This window comes from Brevundimonas sp., assembly GCF_035626975.1.
Taxonomy (GTDB): Bacteria; Pseudomonadota; Alphaproteobacteria; order Caulobacterales; family Caulobacteraceae; genus Brevundimonas.
This window is the reverse complement of sequence record NZ_DASPMQ010000037.1, coordinates 104,585-128,268: the sequence shown is the minus strand read 5'-3', so window position 1 is coordinate 128,268 and position 23,684 is coordinate 104,585. Positions and strand designations below refer to the sequence as shown.

Below are 23,684 nucleotides of genomic sequence, written 5' to 3'. Positions count from 1 at the left end.
CTCCACCGCTCGCTGTCGTGGCCGCACCTGGTGGCGCTCGGGGTCGGGGCGATCGTCGGCACCGGAATCCTCACCCTCACCGGGGTCGGCGCCGCCAAGGCCGGCCCGGCGGTGATCCTGTCCTTCGCCATCGCCGGCCTGATCTGCGCCTGCGCCGCGCTCGCTTATGCCGAGATGGCGACGATGATCCCGGCCTCGGGCAGCGCCTACACCTACTCCTACGTCGTCATCGGCGAGTTCGTCGCCTGGATCATCGGCTGGAGCCTGATCCTCGAATATTCGCTGGTGGTGTCGGCGGTGGCGGTGGGCTGGTCGGGCTATGCGACCGGGTTCCTCGCCGGTATGGGCGTCGAGCTGCCGGCCATGCTGGCGGCCGGACCGCACGTCGAGGGCGGGCTGATCAACCTGCCGGCGGTGTTCATCATCGCGGTGGTGACGGGCCTGCTGCTGCTTGGCACGCGGGAGAGCGCCACGCTCAACGCCATCCTCGTGGTCATCAAGGTGGCCGCCCTGGTCGCCTTCGTGGCCATCGCCCTGCCGACCTTCAACAGCGCCAATTTCACGCCCTTCATGCCCAACGGCTTCGGCGCGCCGAGCCTGCCGTTCATGGAGCAGATCACCGGCCAGCCCGTGGTCCAGACCGGGGTGATGGCGGCAGCGGCGATCATCTTCTTCGCCTTCTACGGCTTCGACGCCATCTCGACGGCCGCGGAAGAGACCAAGAAGCCCGAGCGCGACCTGGCCATCGGCATCGTCGGCTCGATGCTGGTGTGCACGGCTCTGTATCTTCTCGTGGCGGCGGCGGCCATCGGCGCGCGGCCGGTGTCGGAGTTCGCGTCCAGCACCGAACCGCTGTCGCTGATCCTGCGGGAGCTCGGCTCGCCATGGGCGGCGCAGGTCGTCGCCGGCGCGGCTGTGATCGCCTTGCCAACCGTCCTGCTGGCCTTCCTGTTCGGGCAGAGCCGTATCTTCCTCGGCATGGCCCGCGATGGGCTGCTGCCCCGCAGGCTGGCGCGCGTCTCGGTGCGCGGCGTGCCGGCGGTGGTGACCGTCTTCACCGCCATCGTGGTGGCGATCCTCGCCGGGCTTCTGCCGCTGGACGAACTGGCCTCGCTGGCCAATGCCGGCACCCTGTGCGCCTTCGCGGCCGTTGGTGTGTGCCTGATGGTGCTGCGGGTGCGTGACCCCGGCCGCAAGCGGATGTTCAAAGCTCCGCTCTGGTGGCTGGTGGGGACGATCACCGTGGTCGGCTGCCTGTTGTTCTTCTTCAGCCTGCGGCCCTTCACCCAGACCGCGTTCTTCATCTGGAACGGCATCGGTCTGGTCATCTACCTGGCCTGGTCGGCCTGGAACTCCCGCCTGGCCAAGGGTGAGGAGGTCGAGGGCTGATGGCCCGCCGGGATCTGTCAGGCGCGGTCGACTTCGCCGTGCTGGAGCGGATGACCGGCGGCGACGACGCCATCACCGAGGAGGTGCTGGGCCTGTTCGTGCAGCAGGCGGCGATGTGGTCGCCCCTGCTGGACGTGCGCGAGGACGGCTGGCGCGACGGCGTGCACACCATCCGCGGCGCGGCGGCGGGAATTGGAGCCGGCGCCCTGGCCGAGGCCTGCGCGGAAGCCGAGGCGGCGGAGAAGGCCGGGGCGCCGCCGCTATTGGACCGGGTGCGGGACGCGCTTGATGTCGCGCTGGCCGATGTGGCGGCGTACCGGCATGAGCTGATGCTGCGGGGGCTGAGGCGTTAGGGCATGGATACGCGCTATCTGTCGCTCGTCGCCGCACTCGCGATCTTGGGCCTCATCTCCTTTTTCAAGGTTCGCAGGATTGGTCGCGGCAGCCCGTCGCCGCTCTTGCCGAACCCAACGGGCGGGGAGCGAAACCGCGTACGTCTCTACGTCTCGATCATCGCCGTACTGACTCTGATCCTGACGGGAGCCCTGGGCGCCTGGAGTATCCTGTCGGATCCGCGCTGAGGAGTTAGCCGCGCGTCCGGTCGTACGCCTCGAACTCGTGGGCGATGCAGCGGTCGATCAGGGTGCGCCAGACCGGCTCGGCGATGGCCGGCGAGAGGCCGGCGGCGGCCGCGGCGGCGAGCACCTTTTGCACCACGTCCTCGATACGGGCGCCGTCGTGGACCACGGAGCGGTCGGGCTTGATGCGCGCGGCGGCCTCCATGTAGCGCTGGCGCTCGGCCAGAAGGACGACGAGGGCGCGGTCGAGGGCGTCGACGCCGTGGCGGACCTCGGCCATCGTCAGGCAGGCTTCCGGGGCGACGCGGGCGTCGACGGGCATGACCGTTTGCGCGTCTTTCAGATCAGCCGACAAAGGCGCGCTCCAGCACATAGTCGCCGGGTTCGGCGTTCGAGCCCTCTTTCAGGCCCCAGGTCTCGAGCAGTTCGCCGGCTTCCTTGATCATGGCCATGGAGCCGCACAGCATGACCCGGTCGGTGTTGGGCGAGAAGCCGGCGGGCAGGCCGAGGTCGGCGAACAGGTCGCCCGAGCGGATGCGGTCGGTGATGCGGCCGGGCGTCTGGAACCGCTCGCGCGTCACGGTCGGATAGTAGGTCAGCCGGGCTTTCGCCTCGTCGCCGATCAGCGGGTCGTCGTGGATGCCCGAGGTGAAGAAGTCGCGGTAGCTCAGGTCGGCGACATTGCGCACGGTGTGGCAGACGATGACCTGGCCGAAGCGGCTGTAGGTATCGGGATCGCGGGCCACGGACAGCCACGGCGCCAGGCCGGTGCCGGTGCCGATCAGCCAGAGCCGGTCGCCGCCGGTCAGGGCGTCGAGCACCAGGGTGCCGGTCGGCTTCTTGCCCATCAGCACCGTGTCGCCGGGCCGGATCTTCTGCAGGCGCGAGGTCAGAGGGCCGTCGGGGACCTTGATCGACAGGAACTCCAGCGCCTCGTCCCAGCTGGGGCTGGCGATGGAATAGGCGCGCAGGATCGGCTTGGCGCCGTCATCGCCGGGCAGGCCGAGCATGACGAACTCGCCGGAGCGGAAGCGGAAATCCTCGGGCCGGCGGATGCGGAAGCTGAACAGCTGGTCCGTCCAGTGATGCACCCACAGCACTTCCAGCTCGTGGAAGGGCGAGGCTTTCGCGGGCGGGGCGGAGACGGCGACGTCGGTCATCGGGGGCTTATTAGGGGGCGGAAGGCGGAGGGGGAAGGGATGGGGTGTCGCGCATGAGGAACAAGGGGATGACGGCGGCGGAATTCGCCTTTAGCGTCGTGGTCATGCGCAACATTCTTCTCGCCTCCACCCTGTTTCTCGCGGTCCAGTCGCCGTTCACCCTCGCCCATGCTCAAAGTGTGCCGCAAACGCCGGACCCGGCCGTGCTGACGCCCGAACGGGTGTTCGCCAACCCGTCGCTGTCGGGCCCGGTGGCCAAGGGAGTCAGCCTGTCGCCCGACGGCGAGCTGGTCGCCTTCCTGAGGTCGCGCGAGGACGACGTCGACGTGCTGGACCTGTGGGCCGCGCCGACGGGCGAGGGCGAGCCGTTCAAGTTGATCGACGCGCGGGCGCTGGTTCCCGACGCCGGCGAGCTGTCCGAGGCCGAGAAGGCCCGGCGCGAACGGATGCGGATCAGCGCGCGCGGCGTGGTCGAATATTCCTGGGACGAGCAAGGCCGCTACATCCTCGCGCCGCTGGAAGGCGACGTCTTCCTGGCCGAGCGTGAGGGCGGAGCGGTGCGCCGGCTGACCGAGACCGAGGCCGACGAGATCGACGCCAAGGTGTCGCCGGACGGCAATTTCGTTTCGTGGGTCCGGGATCAGGACCTGGTCGTCTACGACCTGGCCAACGGGCGCGAGACGGCGGTGACCACCGATGGCGAGGGCCTGATCACCTGGGCCACGGCCGAGTTCATCGCCCAGGAGGAGATGGACCGCGACACCGGCTACTGGTGGAGCCCGGACGAGCGCTACATCGCCCTGCAGCGGACCGACGAATCGACCGTCGACATCATCCCGCGGCTCGACATCACCGGCGGCGGCGCGACCGTGATCGAGCAGCGCTACCCGCGCGCCGGGCGTCCGAACGCGGTGGTCGAGCTGTATGTGCACGATCGGCAGACGGGCCGACGGACGAAGGTCGATCTGGGCGAGAACGCCGACATCTATCTGGCCCGGGTGAACTGGTCGGTCGACGGGCGGACGCTCTATGTGCAGCGCCAGTCGCGCGACCAGAAGACGCTGGACCTGCTCAGCGTCGATCCGGCCACCGGCGCGTCGCGGGTGATCGCCACCCAGACCAGCGACGCCTGGGTCGAGCTGACCGACGACTTCAAGGCCCTGGACGACGGGACCTTCATCTGGTCGACGGAAGAGACCGGCTGGCGGCACCTGTATCTGTACGACCGTGACGGGAGGCGGCTGCGGGCGATCACCCGCGGCGACTGGCCGGTCAAGGGACTGAATGGGGTCAACCAGACGACCGGCGAGGTCTTCTTCACCGCGTCCATGCGCGGCGGCGAGGAACTGCCGATCGAGCAGCAGCTGTTCCGGGCCAGTCTGAACGAGCTTGTCGAGCCGGTGGCGGTGACGCCGGCGGGCGGCTGGTGGAACGCCTCGGTCAACCGGACCGGCACGGCCTTCGTCGGCAACTACACCGATCTGAATACGCCTATGCGGTCGGGCCTGTACCGCGCCGACGGAACCTTCGTGCGCTGGATCGAGGAGAACCGGCTGGACGAGAACCATCCGTATTTCCCGTACGCCTCGCGGCGCGGCGAGGTGACCTTCGGGACGCTGGAGAGCCACGGCGAGACCCTGGTCTGGCAGATGACCACGCCGCCGGGCTTCGACCCGTCGAAGACGTACCCGGTGATCATGCAGGTCTATGGCGGTCCGTCGGGCGGCGGGGTGAAGCGCGGCTGGCAGCCGGCCACCAACCAGCTGTTGACCGAAGCCGGCTACGTCGTCTTCCGGCTCGACAACCGCGGCGAGGGCGACCGCTCGGCGGCGTTCAAACAGGCCCTGTATCTGAAGATGGGCCAGCCCGAGATCGAGGACCAGGTGCTGGCGGCCGACTATCTGCGCTCGCTGCCGTTCGTGGACGACGACCGCATCGCCATGATGGGCTGGTCCTATGGCGGCTTCATGAGCCTGATGGCCATCACCGAGCCGAGGATGGGACTGGCCGCGGCCGCCGTGGGCGCGCCGCCGACCGAATGGAGCCTGTACGACACCCACTACACCGAGCGGTTCATGTCGACGCCGGAACTGAACCCCGAGGGCTACGCCGCCTCGGACGCCATCCCGCGCCTGCGCAGCATGACGGGGCGGATGCTGCTGATGCACGGCATGGCCGACGACAACGTCATCCTCGAGAACTCGACGCGGGTGATCGACGCGATGCAGGCGAACAGCCAGCCGTTCGAGCTGATGCTGTATCCGGGGCAGCGTCACGGCGTGCGGGGCAACGAGCGGCAACTGCAGCAGTGGCGGACGTATCTGGACTTCTTCGACCGGACGATCGGGTCGCGGGCGGAGTAATCAACCTCCGCTCATCCCGCGAAAGCCGGGACCCAGTGCTTTCGCTGAAACATGGTTTTGGGGTGGGATCGATGGTCGGGCAGGGCAGGCAACAGCCATCTTCCAAAACACTGGGTCCCGGCTTTCGCCGGGATGAGCGGCCGTGGGGGGCGGCGGTCGCGGGGGGATTGGCGGCGCTGGCGTGGAGCCTCGCGCCATGGAGCATGGCGCATGCTCAAGCGAATGCGCAGGTCCCCACGGCCGACATGGCAGCCCTCTGCGACCCCGACCCGCAGGTGGGCGAGTGGCACGGCCCTCAAAGCATCGCGGAGACCAGTGCAGGTCGCTTCTTCCTCGACTTTCGGTGCTCCGATCCACACCTCGATGATCGGATGAACTCGGTCCTCGCATGGAACGAGAATGCAGTTTCCGAGCAGTTGGCGGCCCGTGCAGAGCGCAACCTCCGCGGTCCGCTTCACGGTATGCCGATCCTGCTGAAGGACAACATCGAGACGCGCGACATGCCGACCACGGCGGGATCGCTGGCGCTCGTCGACAACGCGCCCGGGCGGGACGCGCCGCTGGTCGCCCGGCTTCGCGCAGCGGGGGCGGTGATCCTCGGCAAGACCAATCTGTCGGAGTGGGCCAATATCCGCTCGACCAATTCGACCAGCGGCTGGAGCGCCGTGGGCGGGCTGACGCGCAATCCGCATGCGCTGGACCGCAACGCCTGCGGTTCTTCCTCGGGCAGCGGGGCGGCGGTGGCGGCGGGGCTGGCGCCGGCGGCAATCGGCACCGAGACGGACGGCTCGATCACCTGCCCGGCGGCGATCAACGGCATCGTCGGCTTCAAGCCGACGGTCGGGCTGGTGTCGCGCACGCACATCGTGCCGATCAGCCATTCGCAGGACACCGCCGGGCCGATGACGCGGACGGTCGAGGACGCGGCCATCGTGCTGTCGGCCATCGCCGGGTCGGACCCCATGGACCCCGCCACGATCGAGGCGGATGCGCGCAAGGTCGACTATCGCGCGGCGCTGGACGCGGATTCGCTGAACGGCGCACGGATCGGAGTGATGCGATTCGCGGACGGCTATACGGCCGAGACCCTGGCGGTGTTCGAGGAGAACCTGGGGGTGCTGCGCGACGCGGGCGCAGTGCTGGTCGACATCACCGAAGCGCCCGACGAGGACGTGATGGGGTCGGCTGAACTGACCGTGCTGCTGTACGAACTGAAGCACGACCTCAACGCCTATCTGGCCTCGACGCGTCCCGATCAGGTGCGGACCCGGACCCTGGCCGACGTCATCGCCTTCAACGAGGCCGAGCCGCGCGAACTGGCCCTGTTCGGGCAGGAACTGTTCCTGCAGGCCGAGGCCAAGGGCGGACTGGAGGACCCGGCGTACCTTGAGGCGCGGGCGACCTCGCTGCGGCTGGCCGGGGCCGAGGGCATCGACCGGATGATGCGGGAGAACAACGTCATCGCCCTGATCGGCCCGACGACGGGGCCGGCCTGGACCACGGACGTGGTCAACGGCGATCACTACGGCGGGGCGGTGTCGACCATGCCCGCCATCGCCGGCTACCCGCACCTGACCGTGCCGATGGGCTTCGTCAAAGGCCTGCCGGTCGGGATGAGCTTCATCGCCGGCCGGTGGGAGGACGCGAAGGTGCTGTCGCTGGGCTACGCCTTCGAGCAGTTGACCCACGCCATCCGCCCGCCGGCGTTCGCTCCGTCGGTGGGCTCGCTGGAGGCGGTCGCGCCGTTGCTGGCCCCGCTGCGCTGACGGCAACCTTCGCCGTGCAAACGGGTTAGCGGCGGATGGAAAGAGCTTTTCTCCAATTCGCCAACCACACGGCCCGGATTGCGGGCAAGCCGTGGACCTTCCTGCTGTGCCTCGCCGTGGTGATCGCCTGGGCGGTGACCGGCCCGATCTTCCGGTTCAGCGCCGACTGGCAGCTAGTCATCAACACCGGCACCACCATCGTCACCTTCCTGATGGTGTTCCTGATCCAGAACACCCAGAACCGGGACGGCGCCGCGATCCAGGCCAAGCTGGACGAACTGCTGCACGCGGTCGCCAGGGCCGACGAGCGCTTCGTCGGCATCGAGCGGCTGAGCGAGAAGGAACTCGACCTGATCCTCGCCCAGGTCGAGGCGCGCGCGGAGCGCATCCGGCAGCGGGGCGGGCCGCTGTTGTCCACGAGGGTCGAGGATGCGGAACAGGCGCTCAGGTCGGCCCGCAAGGGGGGGAGGGCCAAATCCGCCAAGGCGACCGGCTCCCGTCGCAAGGCCGGGAGCGCCGCTTGAGCAACCTGGCGGCCAATGTGGTCGGTTCCGCCGCGGCCCTCTGCTCGATCAGCAGTTTCGCGCCCCAGATGATCAAGATCTGGACCACGCGCGACGCCTCGGCCGTGTCGCTGAAGACCTATTCCCTGACGGTGACCTGTTTCGTGCTGTGGACCGCCTACGGCGTCATGACGGGGGCGTGGCCGATCGTCGTGGCCAACGCCTGCGCCCTGGTGATGGCCGCCGGGGTGCTGGCGATGAAGTGGAAATTCCGCGACCGGTGACGGGGGTCAGAGGCGGTCGCGGAGGAGATCGATGATCCGTTCGCAGGCCCGCTCGGGAGTCAGGGCGGCCGCGTCGATGTGGATGTCCGGAGTCTCCGGCCGCTCGTAGGGGCTGTCGATGCCGGTGAAATTGGCCAGCTCGCCTGCCCGGGCCTTGCGGTAGAGGCCCTTGACGTCGCGGGCCTCGACCACGTCGAGCGGGGCGTCGACGAAGATCTCGACGAACTCGCCGGGTTCCATCCGCTCGCGGGCCATGCGGCGCTCGGCGGCGAAGGGCGAGATGGCGGAGACGAGGACGATCAGGCCGGCGTCGGCCATCAGGCGGGCGACCTCGGTGATGCGGCGGATGTTCTCGACCCGATCGGCGTCGGTGAAGCCGAGGTCCTGGTTGAGGCCGTGCCGGACGTTGTCGCCGTCCAGCAGGAAGGTGTGGCGGCCTTCGGCGAACAGCCGCTTGTCGACCAGGTTGGCGATGGTCGACTTGCCGGCGCCGGACAGGCCGGTGAACCACAGCACGAGGGGCTTCTGACGCTTGAGGCCGGCGCGTTCGGCGCGGCCGACGTCGAGCGCCTGCCACTGGACGTTGGCCGAGCGGCGCAGGGCGAAGCGGATCAGGCCCGCGCCGACCGTTTCGTTGGTCTGGCGGTCGATCAGGATCAGGCCGCCGAGGTCGCGGCATTCGGCATAGGGCTCGAACACCAGCGGCGCATCGAGATGCAGATGGCAGACGCCGATGTCGTTGAGTTCGAGCGTGCGGGCGGCGAGGTGCTCCATGGTCTCGACATTGACCCGATGGCGGATGTCGGTGACCTGGCCGGTGACCGTGGCCGAGCCCAGCTTGATGACATAGGCGCGGCCGGGCAGCAGGGGCGCGTCGGCCATCCAGACAACCTCGATCTCGAACTGGTCGGCGGCCTCCGGCGGGGCGTCGGCGGCGGCGAGCACGTCGCCGCGCGAGACGTCGAGAGGATCGGTCAGGGTCAGGGTGATCGACTGGCCCGGCCCCGCCTCGGCCAGGTCGCCGTTCATGGTGACGATGCGGCCGATCGTGGCGGCGCGGCCGGAGGGCAGCACCTTGACGGCGTCGCCGGGGCGCACGATCCCGCCCGTAATGCGCCCGGCGTAGCCCCGGAAGTCGGCGTCGGGCCGGTTGACCCACTGCACGGGCATACGGAACGGGCCGGGCGCCGCCTCGGCCAGATCGCTCGTCTCGAGCCATTCGAGCAGGGTCGGACCGTCGTACCAGGGCAGGTTGGCGGAGCGGCGGACGACATTGTCGCCGCCAAGACCGGACACCGGGACGGCGGTGACCTCCGCCAAGCCCAGGTCGGCGGCGAGGGCGCGGTAGTCGGCGGCGATCGCGTCAAACACCTCGCGGGACCAGCCGACCAGATCCATCTTGTTGACGGCCAGCAGCACGCGCCGCACGCCCATCAGGCTGACGAGATACGAATGCCGCCGGGTCTGGGACAGCAGGCCCTTGCGGGCGTCGACCAGCACCACGGCGACATCGGCGGTCGAGGCGGCGGTGACCATGTTGCGGGTGTACTGGGGGTGGCCAGGGGTGTCGGCGAGGATGAAGCGGCGGCCGGCGGTCTCGAAATGACGGTAGGCCACGTCGATGGTGATGCCCTGCTCGCGCTCGGCGTCGAGGCCGTCGAACAGGCGCGAGAAATCGGGCTCGCCGGAGGGCGTGCGGATGGCCGCCAGCTGATCGTCGGGCACGGCGCCGGCGTCGTGCAGGAGGCGGCCGATCAGGGTCGACTTGCCGTCGTCGACGGAACCGCAGGTGATCAGGCGAACGAGGTCGCGGGCCATCAGAAATAGCCCTCGCGTTTCTTGATCTCCATCGAGGCGGCCGGGTCCTGGTCGATGGTGCGGCCCTGACGTTCCGAGGCGCTGGAGGCGGCCATCTCCGCGATGACGGCGGCAAGGTCGGCGGCATCGCTTTCGACGGCGCCGGTCAGCGGGTAGCAGCCGAGGGTGCGGAAGCGCACGCGGCGGGTCTGCACCGTCTCGCCCGGGCGCAGGATCATGCGTTCGTCGTCGATCATGATCAGGGCGCCGTCGCGCTCGACCACCGGCCGTTCGGCGGCGAAATAGAGGGATACCACCTCGATCCGCTCGCGGGCGACGTAGCGCCAGACGTCCATCTCGGTCCAGTTGGACAGGGGGAAGACCCGGACCGACTCGCCCTTGTGCACCCGGGCGTTATAGAGCCGCCACAGCTCGGGGCGCTGGGCCTTGGGGTCCCACTGGTGGGTGCGGCTGCGGAACGAGAAGATGCGCTCCTTGGCGCGGCTCTTCTCCTCGTCGCGGCGGGCCCCGCCGAAGGCCGCGTCGAAGCCGTGGAGGTCGAGCGCCTGTTTCAGCCCCTGGGTTTTCCAGAGGTCGGTGTGGACCGTCGGGCCGTGGTCGAAGGGATTGATCCCCTGCGCCGCGGCGGCGGGGTTACGGTGGACCAGCAGTCGCATGTCCGCCGCGGCCGCGGCGCGGTCCCGAAAGTCGTACATCTCGCGGAACTTCCACGCCGTATCGACGTGCAGAAGCGGGAAGGGCGGCGAGGCCGGGAAGAAGGCCTTTCGCGCCAGATGCAGCATGACAGCCGAGTCCTTGCCGGCCGAGAACAGCATGACGGGCCGGGCGCACTGGGCGACCACCTCGCGCATGATCTGGATGGATTCCGCCTCGAGCTGGTCGAGGTAGGGGGCGTCCGGCGGGGGCAGGGGCAAGGAAGCGGTCCGATTGCAGGCGCGGCGACCGTGGCCGAGGCGGGCCGCGCAATCAAGCGCCGGCGCCACAGGGCTCGCATATTGCAAGGCCCGACCCTGGAAGGCGCAAGCTTTGCCTTGACCGTCCCGTTTTGGGCGATCAACGTCAGGTGGAGCGAATTCGGGGGCGGGCAACCGGAAATTCCGCTTATGGGCGAAATGGCTTGCCGGAGAGGGGCGCAGTCCCTTGTCTCGCGGGCGAGGGGGCTGAACGATGTCGAGCTATTCGCGCGGTGTGTCGAAATTTGTGCGGGTCGCGGGGCTGGTGGAGCAGCTGTCCGCCACCGTCGAGGCCAGCCGCCTGAAGAAGGCCCAGGCCGACGCCCTGATTGCCCAGATCGACGAGATGGTCGCCGTGCTCGACGCGCGGCGCGGCGACGGCGACGCCCGCGTGCTGGCCGATGCCCTGCTGACCCTGCGCCACTCCCTGGCCGAGGTCGGGAAGCGCGGGCGCGAGCGCCGCGTCGACGCCGCCGCCGGCCGTCGCCTGGGCCGCAATCTGCGCCGCATCGCCCTGCTGCTGACCGCCGGCGCCGCCCTCGCCGCGCCGATGGCGGCCGCGGCGGGCGCGCCCGACCCGGTCTCGCCGTCGGCGGCGGCCGGCCTGCCGACCGGCCCGCAGGCCGTGATCGTGCCGGTCCCGGTCGGCGGGACCATCCTGAACCCCGTGACCAACGCCAACGAGACGGTCGTCGAGGTGCTCGGCCCGGCGGCGGTGCGCACCAACCTGAACAACGTCATCCTCCTGGCCCAGACGGTCGGCGACATCTTCCCCAACCCGGCCGGCGGCAACTGGACGGTGACGGCGGTGACCACGGACGGCGACGGCCACGTGGTCAGCATCACGGTCAAGGACGCCTCGAACGTTTCGTCGAGCCTGACCCGCGTTTCCGCCATCACCACGGCGCCGAGCGCGCCGCCCGGCGGCAGCATCGTGCTGCCGGCGGCGGCCGGCGACATCGGCTACCAGCACGACATCCGCCGGGGCGACGGCGGCGGCGGCGGCAGCGACGGGGCCCTGTTCGTCTCGGCCGGTTCCGGCGGGGCGGGCCAAGCCGGCCCGAACTTCGATGTGACGGCCGGCGCCTCGAACCAGGCCGTCACCACGGTCAGCGACAACGTCGCCGGCGTCATGGGCGTCAGCATCGGCGGCAATGGGGGCAATGGCGGCGACGGCTACCTCGGCGCCTCAGGGGCCTCGGGCGGTTCGGGCGGCGCGGGCGGCAACGTCACCGTCACCTCCAACTTCGGCACCATCTCGACCAATGGCGTCGGCTCGCACGGCGTCGTGGCCCAGAGCCGGGCCGGCATCGGCGGCGAAGGCGGTTCGGGCTTCGTCTTCTCGAGCGGGGGTTCGGGCGGCTCGGGCAGCACCGGCGGCACGGCCACGGCGATCAACCACAGCACCATCACCACGCGGGGGGCCAGCGCCCACGGCGTCTTCGCCCAGAGCCTGGGCGGCGGGGCCGGCAGCGGCGGCGGCAGCTACGGCCTGTTCGGCGACGGCGGCGCCGGCAACCGCGGCGGCCACGGCGGCCATGCCGAGGCGATCAACTACGCGACGGTGACGACGCTGGGGAACGGGTCGTTCGGCGTCAGCGCCCAGAGCCTGGGCGGCATCGGCGGCGACGCCGGGACCGCGGTCGGCCTGGTCACCTTCTCGGACGACGGCGCCCCGGGCGGCAACGGCGGCACGGCGGTGGTGCGCGCGCGCGCGGGTTCGGAGGTCTACACCAGCGGCGCGGCCGCGCACGGCCTGTTCGCCCAGTCGATCGGCGGCGGCGGCGGCAATGGCGGCTTGAGCCTCGGCCTGGCCTCGCTGGGCTCCGGCGGCGGCACCGGCGGCAACGGCGGCCGGGCCGAGATAGAGGCGCTGGACGGAACCTTCGTGTCGACCAGCGGGGTGTCCTCGCACGGGCTGTTCGCCCAGTCGATCGGCGGCGGCGGCGGCAACGGCGGCGTCAGCGGCGGCGTAGTGGCGATCGGCTCGCGCGGGAGCAGCGGCGGGACCGGCGGTCAGGTCGTGGTCAACTCCGGCTCGACGATCCAGACCACCGGCGCCGGCTCGCGCGGCCTGTTCGCCCAGTCGATCGGCGGCGGCGGCGGCAACGCCCTCGGCTCGGGCGGCCTGGTCAGCCTCGGCGGTTCGGGCGGCGGGGCCGGCACGGCCGGCGAGGTGCAGGTCACCACCAGCGGAGCCAGCGCCATTTCGACCCTCGGCCTCGGCGCCGACGGCATCTTCGCCCAGTCGGTCGGCGGCGGCGGCGGCTCGGGCTCGGCCAGCGGCGGCGTGGTCGCCCTGGGCGGCGGCGGCGGCGCGGGCGGCAACGGAAACACGGTCACCGTCGACAACAGCGGCACGGTGACCACCCAGGGCGACTTCGCCCGCGGCGTCTTCGCCCAGTCGGTGGGCGGCGGCGGCGGGACCGGCGGCGACAGCGGCGGCCTGGTCACTCTCGGCGGCAACGGGTCGGGCCTGAGCACCGGCGGCGCGGTGACGGTCACCAACCGCGGCGCGGTGAGCACGGCCGGCGACATCGCCAGCGCCCTGCAGGTCCAGTCCATCGGCGGCGGCGGCGGCGACGGCGGCTCCAGCGGCGGCGTGTTCCTGACCATCGGCGGGGCCGGCGGCGGCGGCGGCGGCTCCGGCGTGGTGACGGTCAACAACTCCGGCGACCTGACGACCGGCGGCAACGACTCGCACGGCATCTTCGCCCAATCCGTGGGCGGCGGCGGCGGCAACGGCGGCTCGACCGTCTCGGTCAGCGCCTTCGCCGGCGCGGCGGTGGGCGGCTCGGGCGGCAGCGGCGGGGCCGGCGGCACGGTGGACGTCAATCTGTCCGACCGCACCCAGGTCGTCGGCGGCGTCCCCCAGACCTTCACGCCCCTGATTGTCACGACCGGCGACCGCTCGCGCGGCGTCTTCGCGCAGTCGGTCGGCGGCGGCGGCGGCAACGGCGGCTTCGCGGCCCAGGTCTCGGCCGGCTACGGCGTCAGCGCGAGCGTGGCCATCGGCGGCTCCGGCGGTCTCGGCGGCGTCGGCGGCGAGGTCCAGCTCGACGGCGACGCGACCATCTTCACCTCGGGCGACTACGCCGAGGGCCTGTTCGCGCAGTCGGTCGGCGGCGGCGGCGGCAATGGCGGCTTCGCCATGTCCTTCTCGTTCGCGGCGGGCGAGACCGCGGCGGCGGCCTTCGGCGTCGGGGTCGGCGGCTCGGGCGGCTCGGGCGGCGCCGGCGGGCTGGTGTCGGTCCATTCGGGCGGCGCCATCCAGACCTCCGGCGATTTCTCGACCGGTTTCCTGACCCAGTCGGTCGGCGGCGGCGGCGGCAACGGCGGCTTCTCGGTGGCCTTCGCCGGCTCGGGCGCCGGCGTGGCCTCGGCCTCGGTGGCGGCCAGCGTCGGCGGCTCGGGCGGCTCGGGCGGAATTGGCGGCCAGGTCGACGGCCACTTCGACGGCACGATCCTGACCACCGGCGACGACGCGCGCGCGGCGCTGATCCAGTCGGTCGGCGGCGGCGGGGGCAACGGCGGCTTCAGCGTCTCCGGGGCGGTGTCGGTGTCCGGCACGGTCGGGGCGGGCGCCTCGGTCGGCGTGGGCGGCTTCGGCGGCGGCGGCGGGGCTGGCGGCGATGTCACCGGCAGCGTGGGCGGCGCGGTGCAGACCGAAGGCGACCGTTCGACGGCCGTCACGGTGCAGAGCATCGGCGGCGGCGGCGGCTCCGGCGGCTTCAATGTCGCCGGCAGCATCGGCGGCGGCGGCACGGTCGGGGCCGGCCTGGCGGTCGGCGTGGGCGGCTCGGGCGGCGGCGGCGGGGCCGGCGGCTCGGCCAACGGGACCAGCGGCGGCACGATCCTGACCCTCGGCAACCAATCCGGCGGCCTGCTGGTGCAGAGCGTCGGCGGCGGCGGGGGCTCGGGCGGCTTCAACGTCTCGGGCAGCATCGGCGGCGCCGGCACGGTCGGCGGGGCCCTGTCCGTGGGCGTCGGCGGGGCCGGCGGCTCGGGCGGCGCGGGCGGCGCGGTCACCGGCGCGGCCCAGGGCGCGGTCGAGACGCGCGGGGACCAGTCCGCGGGTGTGACCATCCAGAGCGTCGGGGGCGGCGGCGGCTCGGGCGCCTTCAACGTGGCCGGCGGCATCGGCGGCGGCGGCACGGTCGGTGCGGCCCTGTCGGTCGGCGTCGGCGGCGCGGGCGGCGGCGGCGGCGACGGCGGCTCGGTGATCGGCTCGTCCGTCTCGGTCCTGACCTGGGGCGAGCAGTCGGCCGGCTTCCTGGCCCAGAGCGTGGGCGGCGGCGGCGGCAACGGCGGCTTCAACGTCGCCGGCAGCATCGGCGGCGGCCAGACCGCCGGGGTAGGCCTGTCGGTCGGCGTCGGCGGCTCGGGCGGGACCGGCGGCGCCGGCGGCGCGGTCCAGGCCACGATCACGGGCGACGTCACGACCCGCGGCGGCGAGTCCGACGCGGTCACGGCCCAGAGCGTGGGCGGCGGCGGCGGCAACGGGGGCTTCAACGTCTCGGGCAGCATCACCGGCGCCCAGACCGGCGCGGCATCGCTGGCGGCGGGGGTCGGCGGCTCGGGCGGCGGCGGCGGCTCGGCCGGGGCGGTCGGCCTGACCATGACCGGAAGGGCCCAGACCACGGGCGCCTACAGCGACGCGGTCATCGCCCAGAGCGTGGGCGGCGGCGGCGGCAATGGCGGCTTCAACGTCACCGGCAACATGGCCTTCGCCCAGAGCGGGGCCGGCACCCTCGGGGTCGGCGTCGGCGGCATGGGCGGCGGCGGCGGCGACGGCGCCGCGGTGACACTGAACCTCAACACCGGCGTGGCCGATCCGGGCGACACCCTTGTCGCGGCGGTGACGACGGGCGCCAACGCCCGCGGCGTCCTGGCCCAGTCGGTCGGCGGCGGTGGCGGCAACGGCGGCTTCACCATCACCGGCGGCCTGTCGGGCGCGCAGTCGGCGGCCGGCAACGTCGGCTTCGGCGTCGGCGGCGGCGGCGGCGGCGGCGGGAACGCCGCGGCCGTGATCGGCAACATCAACGGCGACGTCGGCACCAGCGGAGCCGACTCTTCGGCCGTTCTGATCCAGTCGGTCGGCGGCGGCGGCGGCAACGGCGGCTTCAACATCTCGGGCGGGATCACCGGCTCGCAGAGCGCGGCCGGCAACCTGATGGTCGGCGTCGGCGGCTTCGGCGGCGCGGGCGGCGACGCCGGCCCGGTCAGCGGGACGCTGACGGGCGACGTCGCGACCGTGGGCAATCGCTCGTTCGGCGTGAGTTATCAAAGCCTTGGCGGCGGGGGCGGCAACGGCGCCTTCAATATCACGGGCGGCGTCGCCCTGGCCGCGAGCGGCGGCGGGGCCGGCAACATCGGTGTGGGGGTCGGCGGCTTTGGCGGCGATGGCGGCGACGCCTCGACCGTCAACGCCACGGTCACCGGCGACATCTCGACGGGCGGCTCGGACGCCTGGGGGGCCCTGCTGCAGAGCGTGGGCGGCGGCGGCGGCGCCGGCGGCTTCAACATCACCGGCGGCCTCAGCGCCTCGACCAGCATGTCCGGCACGCTCGGCTTCGGCCTGGGCGGCTTCGGCGGCGGCGGCGGCGACGCCGGCGACGTCACCGGCTTCCTGACCGGCGACGTGCAGACCCTGGGCGACGGCTCATTCGGAACCATGCTGCAGAGCCTCGGCGGGGCCGGCGGCAACGGCGGCTTCAACGTCACCGGCGCCCTTTCGCTGTCGGTGAACAGCAATCCGGCGGTCGCCGTCGGCATCGGCATCGGGGGCTTCGGCGGCGGCGGGGGCGACGCCGGCGCCGTGAACGGCGCCGTGGTCGGCGACTACATCACCCGCGGCGCCAACGCCGACGGCGTGGTGGCCCAGAGCCTGGGCGGCGGCGGCGGCAACGGCGGGCTGAACGTCACCGGCAACGTCGCGTTGAGCTCGGGCACGGCCGGCACGGTCGGCATCGGGATCGGCGGCTTCGGCGGGGCGGGCGGCGATTCGGGCGCGGTGACCTTCGCCTACACCGGCGATATCGACACCGACGGAGCCAACTCCGACGGCCTCATCGTGCAGAGTCTGGCGGGCGGCGGCGGCAACGGGGCGATCAACGTCACCGGCGGCATCGCGGCCAGCACCAGCGGCACGGCGGGCGGGCTGAGCTTCGGCCTCGGCGGCTTCGGCGGCGGCGGCGGCGACGCCGCCGACGTCAGCGCCACGGTGACCGGCAACGTCCGGGCCCGCGGCCTCGGCAACGACGAGGTGATCCCGGCCGAAACCACGATCGGCGGCCTGCCGGGGACGTGGGACGATACCTATATCCCGCCGCACCGCATCCGCGAGGACGGCTCGAACGGGGTGGTCGTGCAGTCGATCGGCGGCGGCGGCGGCAACGGCGGCCTGAACGTCTCGGGCCAGATCTCCCTGACGCCCCCGGGGACCCAGGCGGCGCGCTCGGTGACGCTGGGCGTCGGCGGCTTCGGCGGCGCCGGCGGCGACGCCGGCAACGTCACGCTGAACCTCGGTTCGCCGGACGCCTCGCAGGTCCAGATCAGCGCCATCGGCGACAACCGCTCGGCGGTGATCGTCCAGTCGGTCGGCGGCGGCGGCGGCGCAGGCGGCATCAACGTCTCGGGCGGCGTCGCCATGGACGGCGTGCTGACCGCCGGCATCGGCGGGTTCGGCGGCGGCGGCGGCCTGGGCCGCGACGTGGTGGCCAACGTCGACGCCGACCTGTTCGCGGCGGGCAGCCTGTCGCGCGGCCTGATGGTCCAGTCGATCGGCGGCGGCGGCGGCGCCGGGGCGATCAACATCTCGGGCGGCCTCAGCGCCGACCCGGCCGGCACCGAGCCCTCGCTGACCTTCGGCCTCGGCGGCTTCGGCGGCGCCGGCAACCGCAGCGGCGACGTGACCGCCAACCAGAGCGGCCAGGTCGTGGTCGAGGGCGCCGGCGCCATCGGCGTCCTGGTCCAGAGCGTCGCCGGCGGCGGCGGCTCGGGCGGCCTGAACGTCACGGCCGACATCCACCTGGGCGAAGGCGGCTCGAGCGCCCGCACGCAGGGCGTGGCCATCGGCGTGGGCATCGGCGGGACCGGCGGCGACGGCGCGGACGCGGGCGAGGTTTCGCTGCGCAGCGTCGGCAACATCTTCATGAACGCGCGACCGGTGGCCTCGCCGCCCCCTGGCGGAGACGCCTTCGAGGCGATCGACTTCGCGGCCGACGCCCCGGGCGTCCTGGCCCAGTCGGTCGGCGGCGGCGGCGGCGTCGGCGGCGTCAACGTCACCGGCGTGGTGGCCCCGTTTGGCCAGCCGGCGGCGATCGGCGTCGGCGGTTCGGGCGGTTCGGGCGGCAACGCCGGGACGGTCAGCGTCGTGCGCGGCTACGCCGGCAGCGGCGCGGGCGAAACCGAGGCCGCAGGCCTCATCCGCACCTTTGGCGACCACTCCGACGGTCTGGTGGCCCAGTCGGTCGGCGGCGGCGGCGGCCGCGCGGGGGTCAACGCCGTCTTCGGCCTGACCACCCACTCGCCGGGCAACAATCCGATCGCGGCCATGATCGCGGTCGGGGGGTCCGGCGCGGGCGCGGGCAGCGGCGACGACGTCTCGGTCCGCCACCTCGGCGACATCCAGACCGCCGGCACGGATTCCGATGGCATCTTCGCCCAGTCGGTCGGCGGCGGCGGCGGCGACGCCAACTACAACATCGGCTTCGGCGTGCTGCGCAACGCCACGGCGCTCAACCTCGCCGTTGGCGGGGCGACAGGCGCGGGCGGCACGGGCGGGAACGTCACGGTGCGGCACGAGGGCGTGATCGTCACCGCCGGCCGGGACTCCTCCGGCATCCACGCCCAGTCGGTCGGCGGCGGCGGCGGCGACACCGTCCTGGACCTGGCGATGGGCATCCTCGCCAACAACTCGCTGGACATCACTATCGGCCGCCAGGGTGGGACGGGCGGCTCGGCCGGCGACGTCACGGTCGTCGCCGACGGGACCATCCAGACCTCGGGCGAGAATGCCGACGGCGTGCTGGCGCAGTCGATCGGCGGCGGCGGCGGGGCGAGCAGCGCCACGACCGTGGGCGTCACCGGCACCAGCGGGGCGAACACCCCGCAGGCCGAGTCCTACAGCGTCGGCGTCTCGGTCGGCCTGGACGGCGGCGTCGGGGCGTTCGCCGGCGACGTCGACGTCGACGTCAGCGGCTCGATCCGCACGGCGGGCTACGAGGCGCGCGGCGTCTTCGCCCAGTCGATCGGCGGCGGCGGCGGCCGCGGGGGCTCGGCGGCGAACACAATCGTCCGCAGCGCCGGGGCGGCCACGGTCGCCGTCGGCGGCACGGGCGGCACGGGTGCGGTTTCGGGCGACGTCAGCGTGTCGAGCGACGCCACCATCGTCACCACCGGCCACCGCGCCGACGGCATCCTGGCCCAGGCGATCGGCGGCGGCGGCGGCATGGGCGGCGTGGCCCGCACGCTGGCCTTCCAGGTCGGCGGCCCGCCCCCGACGACGACCACGCGGACCCTGTCGGTCAGCGTCGGCGGCTCCGGCGGCGCCGGCGCGGTCGGCGGCGCGGTCGACGTCTCGAACTTCGGCGTCATCGCCACCGGGGGCGAGTACTCCCACGGCATCCGCGCCCAGTCGATCGGCGGCGGCGGCGGGGTGGGGGGCATGGTCCTCAATGCGGCCCTGCAGTACCGCGGCAGCGACGACATCGACCTGAACATCGGCGGGGCGGGCGGGACCGGCGGCGCCGGCGGCTCGGTCAGCGTGCTCAACGAGGGCCTGATCTTCACCGAGGGCCGCTTCGCCACCGGCATCAGCGCCAACAGCATCGGCGGCGGCGGCGGCGACGCCGGCCTCGTCCTCGACGTCCAGCTGGGCTACGCCGGCACGGACGCCCAGACCCACCGCTTCGTCGCCAACATCGGCGGCTCGGGCGGCGACGGCGGCGTCGGCGGCGCAGTGTCGGTGATCAACCGGCCCATCGCCGGCGATGACCACACCGGCGAGATCGTCACCCGCGGCGAGGGCGCCTACGGCATCTTCGCCCAGAGCCTCGGCGGCGGCGGCGGCAACGGTTCGAGCGTCCTGTCTCTGACCGGCATGATCACCGGCCGCGACAGCTTCATCTTCGGCCTGAACATCGGCGGTTCGGGTGGAACCGGGAACACCGGCGGCACGGTCGACGTGCTCAACGCCGGCCTGATCGACACCACCGGGGCGGGCGCGCACGGCATCCTGGCCCAGTCGATCGGCGGCGGCGGCGGCAACGGCGGGGCCGCCTTCGCGGCCAACGTCATGATCGCCCCGACGACCCAGATCCTGACCCATGCGCCGCTGGTCACGGTCGGCGGCTTCGGCGGCGACGGCGGCGATGCCGGGGCGGTGACCGTCACCAACACCGGCGCCATCGTGACCCGCGGGGCCAACGCCCACGGCATCCTGGCGCAGTCGATCGGCGGCGGCGGCGGCAACGCCCAGATGGGCTTCGGCCTGACCTCCGACGTCGGCTCGATGATCCTGTCCCACGCCGTGTCGGCCCTCGTCGGCAACTTCGGCGGCGGCTCGGGTGGCGTCGGCGGGCCGGTGACGGTCAACCACTCGGGCGACATCACCGTGCTGGGCGAAGGCTCGCAGGCGATCATCGCCCAGAGCATCAACGGCGGCGGCGGTTCGCTGACCTTCGACTTCAGCGGCATCGTCGGCCTGCCCGGCGCCCCGTTCGTCGACATCCATGGGAACACCGTGACGCCGGACCCGATGGTGCTGGCCCGCGCCGGCGCCGAGAACGCGGTCAATATGTCGTCGGGCGACGTGACCGTCACCTCGACCGGCACCTTCCAGGTCGGCGGCCGCAACGGCGTCGGCAACCTGACCCAGGCGATCGGCGGCGGCGGCGGCTCGGTGATCATGAAGGCCACGATCTCGCCGCTGGCCCCGCCGCCGGCTCCGGCTCCGGCCGTGATCCCGGCCCTGGCCGCGGACAAGGCCGCCGACGGCCCCGAGGTGTCGCCGATGGCGGCCCCGGGCGAAGGCCCGGCCGCGGCGCCGGGCGATCCGATAGCCATCCCGTTTGCCATCGCCCTGGGCGGCACGAACGGCGTCGGCAACAACGGCGGCGTCATCGACAGCCAGCACACCGGCTCGATCCTGACCACCGGCCTGAATTCGCCGGCCGTGGTGCTGCAGTCGGTGGGCGGCGGCGGCGGCCTCGGCTTGCTCGACCTGACCATCCCCGACGGCGCCCTGATCGGGGCGCTGTCCGCCACCCTCGGCGGCGTCAATGGTACGGATGAGGCGGGCGGGCCGGTGTCGCGCGTCAACACCGGCGACGTCACCACCGGCGGCGACCTGTCCCACGCGGTCGTGCTGCAGAGCATCGGCGGCGGCGGCGGCTCGGTCAGCGTGGTCCTGACCGGCGGCGGGGCGGCCAACGCCGCTCTTGACGCCACGCTTGGCTCCGACGGCGGCTCCAACCTGCACGGCGGCGCGATCGTCGGTGAGTTCAGCGGTGACATCCGGACCTACGGCGACCATGCCGTCGGCCTGATGGCCCAGTCGATCGGCGGCGGCGGGGGCGAGCTGCGCCTGTCCGGCGTCTCGAGCGCCGACGTGACGCTCGGCGGCGCGGCCGGCGCGAACGGCGACGGCGGCTCGATCGAGCTGGAGAACAACGGCCTGATCGTCACCCAGGGCGACCGCTCGCATGGCGTCCTGCTGCAGTCGATCGGCGGCGGCGGCGGCGCGGTGTTCGGCGACTTCGCCGCCAATGTCACGCTCAGCGGCGTCAACATGGGCAGCGGCGGGAACATCACCTTCACCCAGAGCGGCGACATCCTCACCTTCGGGGCCGGGTCCTACGGCGTCATCGCCCAGAGCCTGGGCGGCGGCGGCGGCTGGGTCGACGGCGTCTTCGCCGGCACGGCCGGCGGTATCGGACTGAGCGGTACGATTGATCTGAACCTGTCGGGCGCGGTGTTCGCGGCCGGGGTCGACTCGACGGCGATCTTCGCCCAGAGCGACGCCAGCTTCGTCAGCGGCGGCATTTCGATCACCACGGACAATCTCGTCCGTGGCGGCTCGGGATCCGGCGCCGGCGTGCGCATGGACGGGCCGGCGGACAACCGCCTGCACATAACGGCCGGATCGGTTTCGGCCGTCTCGGGCCTGGCGATCGACACGACCTCCGGCAACGACACGGTCGACAACGAGGCCCTGGTCGTCGGCAACATCGACCTCGGCAATGGCGACAACGCCTTCAACAATCGGCTCGGATCGACCTTCGTCGCCTTCAACACCATCGACCTGCGCGACTGGTCGGGCGCTTCGGGGGTCTTCACCAACGCCGGCGATTTCGACATGGGGCTGAGCGCCTCGCGCACGCCGATCGACCTGGCGGCCGGCGAGACCTTCGGAAACCTCGACGCCCTGGGCGATCCGACCACCAACCTGATGTACGGGGCGCGGGTCATCAACACGGTCGCGCTGGACGGCGACTTCGTCCAGACGGCCGCCGGCCACCTCGACTTCGACATCGCCTTCGGGCCCTACGCCTCGGATCGGGTGAACGTCACCGGCGACGCCTTTGTCGACGGGACCGGGGACATCGTCCTGACCTGGCTGGAAAACGACGAGGAGGTCACCCTCTTCGCCACCGGCGGGGTCGGCGTCGATAACGGGCTGGAGATCACCGACACCCTGGCCATGGACTACAGCGTCCGCGGCGACGCGGACGGGGTGCACCTGTCGTTCGTCAGCGACTTCGGCCAGCCGTTCCTGAACCGCAACGGCCGGCAGTTGGGCAGCCACATGGACTTCGCCATCCGGGCCGGGGACTCGGGCGGCATCGGCCAGCTGATGGCCCTGATCGGCAACCTTCAGGTGGGCGAGGAGGACGCCTATGCGCAGATCTTCGAGGAGCTGAATCCCGAGCCGCTGATGGCCCCGCTGGTCACCCAGCTGGCCGCCGCCGAAGACTTCTCGGACCAGCTGTTCAGCTGTGCCTCGCCGGCCTTCAAGGCCCGCGAGCGGTGCGTCTGGGCGCGGATCGAGGGCTCCTCCTACGAGCGCGAGGGCGACTTCGAGCACTTCCGCATGGACGCCCAGGAAACCCGCCTGCGCGCCGGCTTCGAGCGGCCCGTGGCCGAGACCTGGTCGTTCGCGGGAGCCATCGGCTTCGACCGCGTCAACGAAATGGACGTCGGCGGCCGCGCCCGCGCGGACGGCAAGGGCATCCACGGCAGCGTCGGGCTGCAGCGGACCGGCTTCGACGGTCTGCAGTTCGGGACCGCGCTGTCCGGGGGCATGCAGTGGATGGAGACGGCCCGCGCCGTCGACGTCTTCCAGCCGCTGATCGGCACCTCGGAGTCGGATAGCGCCTACGTCCAGGCCAGCGCCCACCTCGCCTATGTGGGCCGCAGCGGGTCCCTGTTCGTCCGGCCGGCGCTGAACGTGTCAGCGACCGCCCTGACCCAGGCCAACTTCTCGGAGGAGGGGTTGGACGGCCTCGGAGTGGAGGCGCTGGAGGAAACCCAGGTGTTCGGGACCCTCAATCCGGAACTGGGCCTCGGCGCGGTGCTGAGCGACACCGAAGCGGCCCAGGCCACCCTGCTGTTCACCGCCGGGGGCGTGTTCCGTTCGGAGGACGAGATCCGGATGCCGTACCGGCTGCGGGGCTCGAATCCCGACGCCATCCCGGCGCTGATCGGCACGGGTCTGGACAGCGAGGCCTGGCGCCTGGGGGCGGACCTGCGGGTAGCCACGCGGGCGGGGGTGGAGCTGCGCTTCACCTATGAGGCGGAGTTCGGCGACAAGGCCGACAATCGGACCGCCGGCCTCAACCTGCGGATGACGTTCTGAAGGATCGGCCC

General features: G+C 72.3%; 12 protein-coding genes. 8 read left to right on the top strand and 4 right to left on the bottom strand.

Translation table 11 applies throughout. The features are described 5' to 3' along the window. The 3 genes from VEB62_RS09715 to VEB62_RS09705 all read left to right on the top strand — a co-directional run. Positions 1-1,389, top strand: a 1,389-nt coding sequence (locus tag VEB62_RS09715; RefSeq protein ID WP_324798651.1) for an amino acid permease, incomplete at its 5' end; no start/stop codon positions are given. Next, positions 1,389-1,742: an Hpt domain-containing protein gene (locus tag VEB62_RS09710; protein ID WP_324798648.1), complete on the top strand. Its 354-nt coding sequence runs from the start codon at positions 1,389-1,391 to the stop codon at positions 1,740-1,742. The genes VEB62_RS09715 and VEB62_RS09710, both read left to right, overlap by 1 nt. A 3-nt stretch (positions 1,743-1,745) precedes the next feature. Next, entirely contained in the window at positions 1,746-1,970 is a 225-nt protein-coding gene (locus tag VEB62_RS09705; protein WP_324798646.1) for a hypothetical protein, read from the top strand. Between the two features lie 4 nt (positions 1,971-1,974). On the opposite strand, the gene VEB62_RS09700 is transcribed toward VEB62_RS09705, so the two are convergent. Together VEB62_RS09700 and VEB62_RS09695 are read right to left on the bottom strand one after the other, a co-directional pair. Continuing rightward, on the bottom strand, positions 1,975-2,289 hold the full coding sequence (locus VEB62_RS09700) for a chorismate mutase (RefSeq protein WP_324798643.1): 315 nt from the start codon (positions 2,287-2,289) through the stop codon (positions 1,975-1,977). 22 nt (positions 2,290-2,311) lie between these two features. Next, a complete protein-coding gene (locus VEB62_RS09695) occupies positions 2,312-3,127 on the bottom strand; it encodes a ferredoxin--NADP reductase (protein WP_324798640.1) in 816 nt (271 codons plus the stop codon). Between the two features lie 104 nt (positions 3,128-3,231). Between VEB62_RS09695 and VEB62_RS09690 the strand changes: the two genes are divergently transcribed. From VEB62_RS09690 to VEB62_RS09675, 4 genes are all read left to right on the top strand, one after another. After that, the gene (locus VEB62_RS09690; protein ID WP_414642014.1) at positions 3,232-5,490 is read left to right on the top strand and encodes a S9 family peptidase; all 2,259 of its coding nucleotides are present in this window, start codon (positions 3,232-3,234) and stop codon (positions 5,488-5,490) included. 371 nt (positions 5,491-5,861) lie between these two features. After that, positions 5,862-7,256: an amidase gene (locus tag VEB62_RS09685; RefSeq protein ID WP_324798635.1), complete on the top strand. Its 1,395-nt coding sequence runs from the start codon at positions 5,862-5,864 to the stop codon at positions 7,254-7,256. 35 nt (positions 7,257-7,291) lie between these two features. After that, complete coding sequence (locus VEB62_RS09680; protein WP_324798632.1) at positions 7,292-7,780, top strand: low affinity iron permease family protein; 489 nt, start codon at positions 7,292-7,294, stop codon at positions 7,778-7,780. Then, positions 7,777-8,043 carry an SWEET family sugar transporter gene (locus VEB62_RS09675; protein WP_324798629.1) on the top strand — a complete coding sequence of 89 codons (267 nt, stop codon included), beginning with the start codon at positions 7,777-7,779 and terminating at the stop codon, positions 8,041-8,043. Before VEB62_RS09680 ends, VEB62_RS09675 begins: the two co-directional genes overlap by 4 nt. Before the next feature lie 6 nt (positions 8,044-8,049). Here VEB62_RS09675 and cysN read toward each other — a convergent pair whose 3' ends face one another. Together cysN and cysD are read right to left on the bottom strand one after the other, a co-directional pair. Then, positions 8,050-9,861: a sulfate adenylyltransferase subunit CysN gene (cysN, locus tag VEB62_RS09670; protein WP_324798627.1), complete on the bottom strand. Its 1,812-nt coding sequence runs from the start codon at positions 9,859-9,861 to the stop codon at positions 8,050-8,052. Beyond that, positions 9,861-10,775, bottom strand: coding sequence for a sulfate adenylyltransferase subunit CysD (gene cysD / locus VEB62_RS09665; RefSeq protein ID WP_324798626.1), 915 nt, complete (start codon positions 10,773-10,775; stop codon positions 9,861-9,863). The genes cysN and cysD overlap by 1 nt, the downstream gene beginning before the upstream one ends. 253 nt (positions 10,776-11,028) lie before the next feature. Between cysD and VEB62_RS09660 the strand changes: the two genes are divergently transcribed. Then, positions 11,029-23,673, top strand: a complete 12,645-nt coding sequence (locus tag VEB62_RS09660) for an autotransporter outer membrane beta-barrel domain-containing protein (RefSeq protein WP_324798624.1) — start codon at positions 11,029-11,031, stop codon at positions 23,671-23,673. Positions 23,674-23,684: the final 11 nt, after the last annotated feature.

Coding starts and splice junctions, on each gene's coding strand:
- VEB62_RS09710 (WP_324798648.1), top strand. CDS start 1,389: ATGGCCCGCCGGGATCTGTCAGGCGCGGTCGACTTCGCCGTGCTGGAG.
- VEB62_RS09705 (WP_324798646.1), top strand. CDS start 1,746: ATGGATACGCGCTATCTGTCGCTCGTCGCCGCACTCGCGATCTTGGGC.
- VEB62_RS09700 (WP_324798643.1), bottom strand. CDS start 2,289: ATGCCCGTCGACGCCCGCGTCGCCCCGGAAGCCTGCCTGACGATGGCC.
- VEB62_RS09695 (WP_324798640.1), bottom strand. CDS start 3,127: ATGACCGACGTCGCCGTCTCCGCCCCGCCCGCGAAAGCCTCGCCCTTC.
- VEB62_RS09690 (WP_414642014.1), top strand. CDS start 3,232: ATGCGCAACATTCTTCTCGCCTCCACCCTGTTTCTCGCGGTCCAGTCG.
- VEB62_RS09685 (WP_324798635.1), top strand. CDS start 5,862: ATGAACTCGGTCCTCGCATGGAACGAGAATGCAGTTTCCGAGCAGTTG.
- VEB62_RS09680 (WP_324798632.1), top strand. CDS start 7,292: ATGGAAAGAGCTTTTCTCCAATTCGCCAACCACACGGCCCGGATTGCG.
- cysN (WP_324798627.1), bottom strand. CDS start 9,861: ATGGCCCGCGACCTCGTTCGCCTGATCACCTGCGGTTCCGTCGACGAC.
- VEB62_RS09660 (WP_324798624.1), top strand. CDS start 11,029: ATGTCGAGCTATTCGCGCGGTGTGTCGAAATTTGTGCGGGTCGCGGGG.